This is a genomic window from Streptomyces sp. NPDC005181 (assembly GCF_040608395.1).
In the GTDB taxonomy this organism is placed as follows: Bacteria; Actinomycetota; Actinomycetes; order Streptomycetales; family Streptomycetaceae; genus Streptomyces.
The window spans coordinates 229,290-241,525 of the sequence record NZ_JBEXID010000001.1 but is presented as its reverse complement, the minus strand read 5'-3'; the positions used below and the strand labels follow the sequence as shown (position 1 = coordinate 241,525).

Genomic DNA, 12,236 nt, shown 5'->3' with positions numbered 1-12,236 from the left:
GCTCCCCCTGGCCCCGCCCTACACCCCGACGTCCCGCCGCCGCATGTCGTCCAGCGACTCACGCCGTACGAGTGTCCGCGCGGTCCCGTCCGTCACGGCGACGACCGGCGGCCTGCCGACCAGGTTGTAGCCGGACGCCATCGACAGGTGGTACGCCCCCGCCGCGGGCACCGCCAGCAGATCGCCGGGCCGGACGTCACCCGGCAGCTCGGCGCCGTCCGCGAGGATGTCGCCCGCCTCGCAGTGCCGCCCGACGACGGTCACCTGCTGCGGGGCGGCGGTGGAGGCGCGGCCGACGAGGCGGGGCGCGTACCGCACTCCGTACAGCGCGGGTCGCGGGTTGTCGCTCATCCCGCCGTCGACGGCGACGAAGGTGCGCGTCCCGGTCCGCTTGACCGCGAGCACCCGGTACACGGCGACCGCGGCGGGCCCGATGACGGCGCGCCCCGGTTCCACGGTGAGCCGGGGGACAGGGAGCCCGGCCCGTGCGCACCCGTCGGCCAGCTCGGCCCGTACCCGGGTGGCGAGGGCCCGTATGTCTAGGGACTGCTCGCCGGACCGGTAGGCGATGGCGTGTCCGCCGCCGATGTCGAGCTGTGGCAGGGCCACCCCGTGCTGGTCGCGGACGCGGGCGAGCAGACCCACCATCCGCCGCACGGCTGCGAGATACGGCTTCACTGTGGTGATCTGCGAGCCGATGTGGCAGTGCAGGCCCACGAGTTGGAGCCGCGGCTGGCCGAGCACCTTGGCGATGGCGTGCTGCGCGGACCCGTCGGTGAGGGAGAGCCCGAACTTCTGGTCGTCGGTGCCGGTACGGATCGCCGCGTGCCCGCCGGCCGAGATCCCGGGCACCACGCGCACCAGGATCTGCTGTCGGGTGGTCCGCGGCACGATCGTCGCCAGCCGGGCGATCTCGGAGGCGCTGTCGATGACGATCCGGCCGACCCCGAGGCGTACGGCCGTGCGCAGGTCCTCCGGGCTCTTCGCATTGCCGTGCATGACGATGCGCTCGGCAGGGAAGCCCGAAGCGACGGCCAGTCCCAGCTCCCCGGCCGAACAGACATCGAGCCCGAGCCCCTCCTCGCGGACCCAGCGGGCGACGGCCCGGCACAGGAACGCCTTGGCGGCGTAGACGACGTCGGCTTCGGCAGCGGGAAAAGCGGAGCGGTAGGTACGGCAGCGCTGCCGTACCTCGTCCTCGTCCAGCACGTACACGGGCGTACCGAACCGGTCGGCGGCCTCGGTGAGCGACACTCCGCCGACGGTGACATCGCCGCCGGGCGCGGTGCGGGCGGAGGCGGGCCAGACGTGGCTGTCGCGCGGAGAGGTCTCCTCGACGGCTGCTCCGGCTCGGGCTCCGGCTTCGATCGTGCCCTCGACCACGGCCTCGGATGAAACGGTCACAGCGTCTCTCCTTCCCTTTCTCGCCAGCACGGGCGCGCGAACACGGCAGTGGGGCCGTGCTGTGGATACGGACCGGACCAGTGCCTCTCGCGGGAACCGGACATGGGGGGCTGGGCGGTCAGCCGTGGATCGACGGTGAGGTCGGTGATGCCGAGCGGGGCCGCCAGGGCGCGCAGGGCCGGTTCGGAGAGCCTGATCCAGGACTGACCGGCGCCGAGAGTGGCGGTGAGCTGTCGCACGGAGGTGAAGCCGACGGCGGTGCGGCCGCCGAGGGGCGTACGGAAGAAGCGTGCTGTGCATCGGGCGGCAACGCCGCTGGGACCCGGCCGGACGGGGACGAAGAGAAGTCCGGCCGGGACGGGTTCAAGGGGTTCGGGGTCGTCCGTTTCGGTGCAGTCGGACATGGTTGTTCCTCCTCGATGTGCCTGCGGGTTGTGGCACTGATGACGTTATGCCCGCAGTTGAGGGGAACGGGTAGGTCCCTGACGCCGACTTGACGCAAGACCCCGCCTCCGTGACGCGATGCATACGCGGCACGGAGGCGGGGTCCTGGGGGCGGGCGGCCGGGGACTTGCTCGGGGGAGTCGCGAGTCCCCGGCCTGGCCGGGCGCGGTCGGATGGTCAGTCGTCACGCGGTGTGTTCCCGGCGGTTCGAGGGGGCCGTTCGGCCGGCCCGGCGAGGGTGTCCGAAAAAGCGGTGCCTAGAGGTCGAACTCGTGCGGCGGAAGGTCGAGCGCGAAGCACGCCTCCCGCACGACGGCCTGCTCCGACTTGTCGAAGTCGCCGTCGGCGCCGCCGATGACGATGCCGATCTGGATGACAGCACGCGCCTCGGCCGGCTTCTTCTTCGCCTTGCCGATCTCCTGGAGCACGCTGACCTTGCCGAAAGCGAAGTCGGCGGTGAGTTTGTCGACGTACTCGTTGAAACGCCGCTGCAGGTCGTCCGCCGGGAAGTTCTTCAGCACCTCGTTGGAGGCGATCAGCGAGGCGACGCGCTGGCGTTCGGACGGGTCGATGGAACCGTCGGCGGCGGCGACCAGGGCGCACATGGCCATACTCGCGTCGCGGAACGCACCGCTCTTCAGGTCGTTCTTCTTGGCCTCGAGCTGTGACTGCATCGTCGTCGCGGATTCCTTGATCCGATCCCACAGTGCCATGACGTCTCCATACGTTGCGTTGCGTTGCGTTGCCGGAACGAGATCAAACTCTACAGACGTGTAGAAGTTAGCAGGATGATCGCCCGCTGTGTCCGGGAACCGGCCTTCAGTACGATGCTGCGACGCCGTGGACGACGCGGTATCGCACGAAGGGCGGTCACCACGATGGACACGGCCGGGGCCAGCCACCACCCGCACAACGAACTGCCCGACGACAACGTGCCCCCGGCGGGTCCGGCCTCCGACGGCCGGCGCCTCCGCAAGCGCGGGCAGGGTGAGCTGGAGGCCCATGTCCTTGCCGTTCTGCGCTCGGCGAACGGCCCCGCGACGGCGGGCTGGGTGCAGGAACACCTCGACGGCGGCCTCGCGTACACCACCGTCATCACGATCCTGTCCCGTCTGTACGAGAAGCAGTGCGTGACCCGCTCCCGCCAGGGCCGCTCGTACACCTGGACGTCCGCCTCCGACGAGGCCGGTCTCGCCGCGCTGCGGATGCGCCGGGTCCTGGACGGCGAACGGGACCGCGAGGCCGTACTCGCCCGGTTCGTCTCGGCGCTGTCCCCGGGCGACGAGGAACGCCTGCGCGCGCTGCTGGCGCAGACGGCGGAGAGGGACGAGGACTGACCGATGGGCATCTTCGTCTACCTGCCCCTCGTACTGCCGCTGACCGCGCTGCCGATCGTGCGCCTGGCCGAACAGCATCTGCACCCACGCAGCGCCACCCGTCTGCTGGCGGCCGTCGGCACGACGCTCGCCCTGTGCAGCACGGTGTGTCTGGCGTTGCTGATGGTGGTGGGCACGGCCCAGCTCCCCGGCAATCCGCTGCCGGACGGCTGGTCGGACCCCGAGGTGCGCGCGGCGGTGCCGTACGAGGAGAAGGCGGGCATCGTCGCGATCGGGGTGCTGACGGCGGTGGTCGTGGCATGCGGGGCGGCGGTCCACCACCACGTACGCCAACGCATCCGCGCCACCCGGGCCCTGCAGTCGCTTCCGGAACACCCGTCCGGGGTCGCCGTGCTGCCGGACCCGGAGCCGTACGCGTACGCACTCCCCGGCACCCCTGGCCGGGTGGTCGTGTCGACGGCGATGACGGAGTGCCTGACCACGCGCGAACGCCGGGCGCTCGTCGCCCACGAGCGGGCCCACCTGACCGCCCGCCACCATCGTCACCTCCTCGCCACCCAGCTCGCCGCGCGGGCCAACCCGTTCCTGCTGCCGTTGCGTACGGCGGTGGCGTACAGCACGGAACGGTGGGCGGACGAGGCGGCGGCGCAGGAGACCGGCGACCGGCGGGCGGTGGCGGGCGCGGTCGGCAAGGCGGCGCTCTTCGCGCACCGGTCACCGGACGCCCTGCCCGCGCTCGCGGCGGTCGGCCCGATCCCGCGCCGGGTCGCCGCACTCCTGGACCCCGTCCCCCCGGCCCGGCTCTGGCCGCCGTCGTCCGCCCATGTCGCCTTCGCGGGACTGGCGGCCACGGTCGGAACCACGGTGTCGGCACTGTCGTCGCTGAACGCGACGGTGACGCTGGTACGGATCCTGCACGCGGCGACCCCGCTCTGACGACGGTTCAGTCGGCGGCCGAGGCGCGCTCCACGACCGGAAGCTCCTCGTGAGCGACAGGCATGCCGCCCCCGGGCGGACTGTCCCCACGGCGCCGCCGCTTCTGGATGCGGGCCACGAGGGGCTGGGTCCAACGGGCGGTGAGCGGACCGACGATGACGAGGATCAGGACGTACGCGGTGGCGATGGGCCCGATCCGGGGCTCGGTCGCCACGGCCAGACCGGCGATGACGATGGAGAACTCACCGCGCGCCACAAGCGTGCCACCGGCCCGCCACCGCCCGCGCGACCCGATCCCGGCGCGCCGGGCCGCGTACCACCCGGTGCCGATCTTGGTGAAGACGGTGACGACGGCCAGCAGCAGGGCGGGCAGCAGCACAGGCGGAATCGCGGCCGGATCGGTGGAGAGCCCGAAGAACACGAAGAAGACGGCGGCGAACAGATCGCGCAGCGGCATCAGCAGCTTGCGGGCGCCCTCCGCCACCTCCCCCGAGAGCGCAATCCCCACAAGGAAGGCCCCGACCGCCGCAGAGACCTGCAACTGCTGGGCCACACCGGCCACCAGGACGGTCAGCCCGAGGACGACGAGGAGCAGCATCTCCGGATTGTCCGAGGACACGGCCCGGCTGATCAGCCGACCGTGCCGCAGCGCCAGATACAGCACGAAGCCGACGGTGCCGAGCGCGACCAGCAGGGCGATGCTGCCGCCGGCCAGGCCGACACCGGCGAGCATCGCGGTGAGCAGCGGCAGATAGACGGCCATCGACAGATCCTCGATGACGAGAACCCCGAGAATGACGGGCGTCTCCCGGTTCCCCAGCCGCCCCAGATCGGTGAGCACCTTCGCGATGACGCCGGACGAGGAGATCCAGGTGACCCCGGCCAGCGCGACGGCCCCGACGGGCCCCCACCCGAGCAGCAGCGCAGCCACGGCGCCGGGCGTCGCATTGAGCACGAAGTCGACGACCCCGGACGGATATTGCGTCTTCAGGCTGGTCACCAGCTCGGACGCGCTGTACTCCAGCCCCAGCAGGAGCAGCAGCAGAATGACACCGATCTCGGCGCCGACGGCGGTGAACTCCTCACTGGCCCCGAGGGGCAGCAGCCCCCCGTCCCCGAACGCCAGCCCGGCCAGCAGATAGAGCGGAATCGGCGAGAGCCCTATCCGCCCGGCGAACCGCCCGATGATCCCGAGCCCCAGAATGACGGAGCCGAGCTCCACCAGCAGTGCGGTCGTGTCGTGCACGGTCAGCCCTCCGCAATGATCTCGGAGAGCGCGTCGACGCCCTCACGCGTACCGACGACGACGAGCGTGTCCCCGATGGCCAGCCGGAAATCCGGCCCGGGCGACGGGTGCGCACTGTGCGTCCGCAACACGGCCACGATCGACGCCCCGGTCCGCGTCCGCGCCCGGGTGTCCCCGAGCAGCCGCCCCCCGTACGGGGAGCGTGACCCGAGCGGTATGTGCTCGGTGACGAGATCGATGCCCTCGGTCCGTACGGCATCGATGGGCGCGGCGTCGATGAGATGCGCGAGTGCGGTGGCCTCCTGCGGAGTCAGGGGCACGGAGAGCTGGCACGAGTCGGGGTCGTCGTGCTCGTAGAACCCGATGAACCGCCGCCCGTCGTGGTGCACGACGACCGAGATGTGCTGTCCCGACTCGGTGGTGTAGTCGTACTGCACGCCGACTCCGGGCAGCGTGGTCCGGTGGGTTCCCATGGCTTCCTCCCGAGGTGCGCGACGGCACGGCGATGCACTTGGCGATCTCTTTAATGTCCCATTACCTTAACCGGAGACTTCCGCCGCTTGCGGGGTCTGTGATTCCGGACCGGGCCCGCAGCGGCCTTCCGCGCCGCGTGGACCGGGGCGCAGCGGCAGGAAAGCGGGCGAGGCCCGGGCGCAGCGGTGCCCGGCGGTCCGTTGCTCACCGCCGGGCACCTGGGACCGGGAACGCCGTCAGCCGGTGGTCTCGTCCTTGCCGTCGGCGGGCTGCTCGGAGGCGGGTGAAGCGGCCTCGCCCGTCTGGTTCTTGATGCCGGCGATGTGCTCGGCGAGCGTGTCCAGCGACTGGAAGGTGGCCCCGAGGACCGCGACGTGCTTCCACCGCAGCACGCCGTCCGGACCGATCAGGAACACGGCTCGGCGCACCCCGATGCCGGGCGCCGTGATCCCGTACGCCCGAGCGATCTCCCGCCCGCTGTCCGCGAGCAGCGGCATCCGCAGACCGTATGTGCGGGCGAACGACTCATGACTGTCCACACCCTGTGGACTGATTCCCCAGACCTCCGCGTCGAGACCGGTGAGGGTCTCCATGCCGGAGGAGTACGAGCAGAGCTGCTTGGTGCAGACGGTCGTGTTGTCGCCGGGGTAGAAGGCGAGCACGACGGTACGGCCGCGGGCGTCCGAGAGCGTGTAGTCGCTGCGTTCGAATGTGTCTCCGGCGAGCGTTCCGCCCGGCAGTGTGAAGTCCTGGACGGGCTGGCCGACGTGTGGTGACGATCCCATGGCGGGTCCCCTTGTGTGCGACGGGTGTGCGGCGTTCGGCGGTGTTCCGGTACAGCATGCTCGGTACGGTGGTGGCTTCCGCGACCAGGAGGTACGTATGGCGGATCGGCGACCACCTTCGGCGGCGGTGCTCCTCCTGCACGGCGGGCGCGAGGCGGGTCTGGGGCCGCCCCCGCCCGGGCCGTTGAACCTTCCGGCCCTGCGCATGCGGCCGTTCGCGCGGGCCGTGGTCCGTGTGACACGGGACGAGCCGCTGGATGTGGCGGTTCGGGAGGTCCGGTACGGACACCGCGGGTGGAACGGGTCCCGGGAGGATGCCCTGCACGATGCCGTACGGGCGCTGGACGGAGTGCGGCGCGAGTTCGGCGAGGTGCCGGTCGTGCTCGTGGGGCACTCGATGGGCGCCCGAGCCGCCCTTCGCGCGGCCGGGCATCCTCTGGTGCGGGGCGTGGTCGGCCTTGCGCCGTGGTGTCCGCCCGGTGACCCGGTCACCCAACTCGCGGACCGGGACGTCGTTCTGCTGCACAGCGGCCGTGACCGTGTGACGAGCCCCCAGGCCTCCCAGTCCCTCGCCACCCGGGCCCGCCGGGCCGGTGCCCGCTCCTGTCTGGTGACGATCCGCGCCAGCGACCATGCGATGCTCCGCCGGGCCCGGGCGTGGCACACGATGACGACCGGCCCGGTGAGGGGGCTGCTGGGGCTGTCCGCGCTCCCGGCCGCGGTCGACGCCGCCCTCCGGCTGCCGCTGGACGCACCGGCGTCGGACGGCACGCTGGACTACGACCGGCTGCGTGCCAGGGGCGACGCCGCGGCCGGGCGCCGGACGGAACCCGCCCCCGGCGGTGCCGGAGGCGGGGTGACCTGACCTACGGCGGCGGCGATGGCTCTGACGCAGAACTGACCCACCGGGCCGCACGCGCACTGATCCGTGGATGCGTGCGGATGCGGGGCGGGGCGTGGCGGCCGACCATGAAGGGCCGGGCCGGCGGGCGGTCCGCGCCCCGTTCCAGGAGGTGCTCGTGCAGGCCGATGCGTACGCGGACAGCCGGCCACCGTTCGATTCCGCGGCCCTGGCGGCGCTGATCGACGGGACCACGGCCGGGGTGGGCGTCCTCGACACCGAGCTGCGCTACCTGTACATCAACCCGGCCCTCGAACGGCTCAACGGCATCCCGGCAGCCGAACACCTCGGGCGCACCGTCTCCGAAGTCCTGCCCTACCTCGACGCCCGGGAGGACACGATGCGGGCGGTCCTCGCCGACGGAAAACCTCGCGAGATCACCTCCAGCGGATTCACGCCCGCGGCGTCCGGTACGGCCCGGCGGTACTGGCACGGCGCGTACCACCGGCTGGAGGTGGGCGGGCAGGTGGTGGGTGTCGCCGGGATCGTGCTGGAGGTGAAGGCCTCGGACGAGGAGCAGCGCGAGCTGGAACAGGCGCGGCGGAATCTGACCCTCCTCGATACCGCGGTCGCCCGCATCGGCACCACGCTCGACGTGGACACCACCTGTGCGGAACTCGTCGACCTCGTCGTCCCGGCGCTGGCGGACCTCGCAACGGTCGAGGTCTTCCCACCGGACGTGGCACCTCCGGTACGCCCGGCACCCCCGGGGACGCTGAGGCTGCGGCGGGCGGCGATCTCGGCGGTCGCCGGACTGCGGGACGGGGTGGAGGAATTCGGGCTGACCGGCGAGTACATCGACTACCAGGAGGACTCCGCCGTACAGCGGTGCCTGGCGACCGACCAGCCCGTCGTCGAGAACCTCAACGACGACCTACGGCTCAGCTGCTCCGCCGCCAACCCGCAACGGGTCGCCGCCTACCGCGCCCTCGGCATGCATTCGACCGTCGTCGTGCCGCTCTCGGTACGCGGCGGCCCGCTCGGCGTCCTCGGCCTGATCCGGGCGGGGGACTCGCCCGTGTTCTCGGACGAGGACGTGGTGGTCGCCCGGGAACTCGCCGGGCGGGCCGCCGTCGATCTCGACCACGCCCGGCGTTACGCCCACGAGCACACCATCGCCCTGGAGCTGCAGCGTTCGCTGCTGTCCGAGCCGCGTCTGCCGCACCCGCACATCGAGGTGGCCACCCGCTATCTGCCGGCCGAGCGCGGCGTGATGGTCGGCGGCGACTGGTTCGACGTCATCCCGCTGCCGGACGGGCGCCACCTCAAGGCGATGGGCGATGTGATGGGGCACGGGGTGGAGGCGGCGGTCGCGATGAGTCACTACCGGTCGCTGCTGCGGCTGCTCGCCGACGAGCTGCTGCCGCCGCACCGCATTCTGGAACAGCTCGACAGGATGGTGGAGAGGTCGGGTCCGGACCGGGCGGCGACGTGTCTGCTGGCGGTCGTCGACCGGTACGGCAGCATGTGCGAGGTGGCGAGCGCGGGGCATCTGCCGCCGGTGTTCATCGACCCTGGGGCCGCGGGGACCCGACTGGGCGACATACCCGCGGGACCGCCGCTCGGCACCGGGGTCGGCGGGTATGTGACGACGCTGGTGGAGTGCGCTCCGGGGACGGTGCTGTTCATGTACACCGACGGTCTGGTGGAGCGGCGGGGCGAGGACATCGACGTATCGGTGCGCCGGCTCGCGGATCTGACCCTGCCGGCCGACGGGACCCTCGACGATCTGCTGGACGAGGTGCTGGAGAAGTTCGGTCCGGGAGCGGAGGACGACATCGCGGTGCTGGCTTCACGGTCCTGGCTCCCGGCCCCGGAGCGGGACATTTTCTAGCGGTGTTGTCAGTGGTCGCTGCGAGGATCGATGGCATGGATTCCTCGAAGCCACTGCTTCTCGCCGACATCGAAGCCGCCGTCCGCGCCAGTTGGGGCGCCGACACGGCCACACCCGGCCACCGGCCGCACTGGACGGCCGACAATCCGGCCCGCGACCAGTGCGGGGTCACCGCCATGGTGCTCAACGACCTGCTGGGCGGCGAGCTGATCCGCGGCGAGGTCCGGGTCGACGGCGAACGCACGGACTTCCACTGGTGGAACCGGCTGGGCATGGGTGTGGAGATCGACCTCACGCGGGAGCAGTTCGGGCCGGAGGAGATCGTCTCGGGCGGCACGGTGATACCCCGGCCGGCGGAGATCGTACGGCTGCGCGAGGAGTACGAACTGCTTCGCGACCGGGTGCTGGAGAAGCTCCGGCGGTAGCGGGCCCCGCGGTCAGCCGAGCTCCAGGCTGGTGATGCCGAACAGTCCGGTGTGGTCGATGTCCGGCATCGGGCCCGTGTACATGCGGGCCGTCTCGAACGACGGTGTGAGTCCCAGCTGTTCGGCGAGGGTGACCGCCGCCGGATTGATGTCGGGTACGTCGACGGCGATCTCGGTGTCCGGCGCGGTGGCCGACAGTGCGCTCACCAGGGCGGCCGCCACTTCGGGCGACGAAGCGTGGAGGGGGCCGATGCGTGACGACGTACGGCAGGGGCGCATCACGGCGAACCCCCGCAACTCCCCGTCGTCACCGACGACGGCGAGGGAGGTGCGTCCGGGTGCGGCGATCCACGGGGCGAGGAAGCTGTCGCGCTCGGCGGGGAAGAAGCGGCGGTCGTAGCCGGCCAGCCGGTCGAAGGAGAGCGAGCGGGCGTCGACGAGCACGAGGCCGGGCGGTACGGCGATGCCCGCGGGCGGCCGGCCGACCCACCGCATGTTCGTCCAGGCGGAACGGAAGCCGGATTTACGGTAGTTGGCCTGCTGGGTGACGACGCCGTCGAGCCCGACGTTGCGCCCGGCGAGCCGGTCCATCCCGGCGCGCCAGACCTGGAGGCCGTAACCCCGGCCGCGAAGTTCCGGGCGGGTGAGATAGAAGCCCAGGAACCCGAAGCCGGAGCCGTACCGGACGACGGAGACGGAGCAGACCGGATCACCGTCGAGCCGGCCGATGAGGAAGCCGCGCGGGTCGGTGGCGAAGAAGGCGTGGCCGTCGGTCCGGCCCGGGTTCCAGCCTTCGGCGTGGGCCCACTCTCCCAGCATCTCGATGTCGTCGGCGCTTGCTGTGGTGATCTCGAATGTCGGCACGGGGCACCTGTACCCGGGACGTGATCGCTTCAAGGGCGGCTGTTCGGCCATTCGCCACTCCGTTACCACCCCGTCCAGAGCAGGTGGTTGACCAGCAGGGCCACGACGGCCTGCGCGGCCAGCCAGCCGCGGCGGGTGTCCGGGGGAAGCAGCGCGGCGGCGGGCAGGAGCCAGAGGACGAACGGCTGCCAGATGCGTTCCGTCTCCGCCTTGCTCATCCCGGACAGATCCGCGACGAGGAGAGCGAGGAGCGCGGCCAGGGTGAGGAGGATCAGCCGGTGCCGTGCGGAGGTGGTGCCGGCACGCAGGGCGCGTACGGATCCAGGGGCGCCGGCCGCGGTCCGGCGAAGACCGGCGACCGTGGCGAGACCGGCGGCGACCGTGGTGGCCGCGAGGTTGGCCCAGACCCAGTAGGAGTAAGGACGGATCCCGCCCGCCCCCTGGTAGTAGCGCTCGACCAGCAGCCGGTACCCCTCCCACCAGTTGAAGCCCGCCAGGGTGATCGCGACGGGGACGACGAGCGCCCCGAGAAGGAAGAGGGGGAGGGGGCGGGTCGTGCGGGTCAGGAGGAGGACGGTCAGGAGCAGGAGCGCGATGAGCGTCAGACCGTACGAGAGGTAGCAGGTCAGGCCGTAGAGCAGCCCGGAACCGAGAGCGGCGGCCGCGGTGGCCGGGCGGGGGGTGTGGGGCCGTCGCGTCGCGGCCAGGGCGAGGAGCGCGACCGACCAGGCGGCGACTGCGGCGAAGTAGCCGTCCGCCGAGGCCCCCGTCCAGACGGCCATCGGCGCGAGGACGAGGAAGGGCGCGGCGCCCCGCGCCAGCCGTTCGTCGGCGAGGGCGCGCACCGTGATCAGCGCGGCGACCACCGCGGAGCCGCCGAGCACGATGCACCAGACACCGGCCCATCCGCCGCCGCCGAGCCCGATCCGGTCCAGCAGGACGAAGGTGAGCGTGGCGCCCGGCGGATGACCGGCGACATGGGCGGGCCAATTGTCCGGACGGCCCAACAGGATGTGACCGGTGAAGCCGTGCAGGGCCGCGCCGATGTCGTCGAATCGGCCGATGACCTGGAGATATTCGTGCTTCGTGGTGAGCCGGTCGGCGATGCCCCGGCCCCAGCCGTCGATCAACGCCAGCGAGAGGATCCAGGCGAGGGAGGCGGCCCACGCGCCGGCGAGCAGGCGCCGCCAGGGCAGCCGGCCGGCGAGGCCCGGCCCGTACGCGACGACCGCCGCGGCGACGACGACGGCGGCCGGGGTGCCGGGGCCGGTGTGCGGGTACCAGGACGCCAGCAGGGGTGGCCAGTGGGCGAACAGCGTTCCGTGGGCGTCCTGGATCGCGCGGCCGATCAGCACGGCTGCGGTGACGAGCAGGACGGCCGCGGCGGCGGCGATCAGATCGCCGCGGCGGCCGCTGGTGCGCTGCTGCGGGGGGCGGTGGCCAGTGGTGCGCTCCTCGGTCTTCACGCGGGCACGCTATGCAGGGCGGGGCGTCTGCGAGCGGTGCCACCGGGCCGCGTCACCGAACTGTCAGATCCGGCCCGGAGATCTTGGCCCGGTTGGCCGTCGCAGGGAGTGACGTCAGCG

At 72.0% G+C, this 12,236-nt stretch carries 13 protein-coding genes; 5 read left to right on the top strand and 8 right to left on the bottom strand.

The window, feature by feature from the left end:
* Nucleotides 1–18 precede the first annotated feature (18 nt).
* The 3 genes from lysA to ABZV38_RS01145 all read right to left on the bottom strand — a co-directional run bounded on the left by lysA (nucleotide 19) and on the right by ABZV38_RS01145 (nucleotide 2,561).
* On the bottom strand, nucleotides 19–1,368 hold the full coding sequence (lysA, locus tag ABZV38_RS01155; RefSeq protein WP_356323466.1) for a diaminopimelate decarboxylase: 1,350 nt from the start codon (nucleotides 1,366–1,368) through the stop codon (nucleotides 19–21).
* Between the two features lie 32 nt (nucleotides 1,369–1,400).
* On the bottom strand, nucleotides 1,401–1,808 hold the full coding sequence (locus tag ABZV38_RS01150; protein ID WP_356323214.1) for an SAV_915 family protein: 408 nt from the start codon (nucleotides 1,806–1,808) through the stop codon (nucleotides 1,401–1,403).
* 297 nt (nucleotides 1,809–2,105) lie between these two features.
* Nucleotides 2,106–2,561 (bottom strand): TerB family tellurite resistance protein, encoded by a 456-nt coding sequence (locus ABZV38_RS01145; RefSeq protein WP_356323212.1) that lies wholly within the window; start codon nucleotides 2,559–2,561, stop codon nucleotides 2,106–2,108.
* Between the two features lie 165 nt (nucleotides 2,562–2,726).
* Between ABZV38_RS01145 and ABZV38_RS01140 the strand changes: the two genes are divergently transcribed.
* Nucleotides 2,727–3,185, top strand: a complete 459-nt coding sequence (locus ABZV38_RS01140; RefSeq protein WP_356323210.1) for a BlaI/MecI/CopY family transcriptional regulator — start codon at nucleotides 2,727–2,729, stop codon at nucleotides 3,183–3,185.
* Nucleotides 3,186–3,188: 3 nt separating this feature from the next.
* Nucleotides 3,189–4,121 carry a M56 family metallopeptidase gene (locus ABZV38_RS01135; protein ID WP_356323208.1) on the top strand — a complete coding sequence of 311 codons (933 nt, stop codon included), beginning with the start codon at nucleotides 3,189–3,191 and terminating at the stop codon, nucleotides 4,119–4,121.
* Between the two features lie 7 nt (nucleotides 4,122–4,128).
* Here the strand turns inward: ABZV38_RS01135 and ABZV38_RS01130 are convergent, their stop codons facing one another.
* The 3 genes from ABZV38_RS01130 to ABZV38_RS01120 all read right to left on the bottom strand — a co-directional run bounded on the left by ABZV38_RS01130 (nucleotide 4,129) and on the right by ABZV38_RS01120 (nucleotide 6,626).
* On the bottom strand, nucleotides 4,129–5,367 hold the full coding sequence (locus tag ABZV38_RS01130; RefSeq protein ID WP_356323206.1) for a cation:proton antiporter: 1,239 nt from the start codon (nucleotides 5,365–5,367) through the stop codon (nucleotides 4,129–4,131).
* Nucleotides 5,368–5,369: 2 nt separating this feature from the next.
* Nucleotides 5,370–5,840 (bottom strand): TrkA C-terminal domain-containing protein, encoded by a 471-nt coding sequence (locus ABZV38_RS01125; protein WP_030972612.1) that lies wholly within the window; start codon nucleotides 5,838–5,840, stop codon nucleotides 5,370–5,372.
* A 237-nt stretch (nucleotides 5,841–6,077) separates the two neighbouring features.
* Nucleotides 6,078–6,626 (bottom strand): peroxiredoxin, encoded by a 549-nt coding sequence (locus ABZV38_RS01120; RefSeq protein ID WP_356323204.1) that lies wholly within the window; start codon nucleotides 6,624–6,626, stop codon nucleotides 6,078–6,080.
* A 97-nt stretch (nucleotides 6,627–6,723) separates the two neighbouring features.
* Here ABZV38_RS01120 and ABZV38_RS01115 point away from each other — a divergent pair, with 97 nt between their 5' ends.
* From ABZV38_RS01115 to ABZV38_RS01105, 3 genes are all read left to right on the top strand, one after another.
* Entirely contained in the window at nucleotides 6,724–7,491 is a 768-nt protein-coding gene (locus ABZV38_RS01115) for an alpha/beta hydrolase (protein ID WP_356323202.1), read from the top strand.
* Between the two features lie 154 nt (nucleotides 7,492–7,645).
* The gene (locus tag ABZV38_RS01110; RefSeq protein WP_356323464.1) at nucleotides 7,646–9,361 is read left to right on the top strand and encodes a SpoIIE family protein phosphatase; all 1,716 of its coding nucleotides are present in this window, start codon (nucleotides 7,646–7,648) and stop codon (nucleotides 9,359–9,361) included.
* A gap of 35 nt (nucleotides 9,362–9,396) precedes the next feature.
* Entirely contained in the window at nucleotides 9,397–9,786 is a 390-nt protein-coding gene (locus tag ABZV38_RS01105; RefSeq protein ID WP_356323200.1) for a hypothetical protein, read from the top strand.
* 12 nt (nucleotides 9,787–9,798) lie between these two features.
* On the opposite strand, the gene ABZV38_RS01100 is transcribed toward ABZV38_RS01105, so the two are convergent.
* Nucleotides 9,799–10,650 carry a GNAT family N-acetyltransferase gene (locus ABZV38_RS01100; protein ID WP_356323198.1) on the bottom strand — a complete coding sequence of 284 codons (852 nt, stop codon included), beginning with the start codon at nucleotides 10,648–10,650 and terminating at the stop codon, nucleotides 9,799–9,801.
* Nucleotides 10,651–10,712: 62 nt separating this feature from the next.
* Entirely contained in the window at nucleotides 10,713–12,116 is a 1,404-nt protein-coding gene (locus ABZV38_RS01095) for a hypothetical protein (RefSeq protein ID WP_356323196.1), read from the bottom strand.
* Nucleotides 12,117–12,236: the final 120 nt, after the last annotated feature.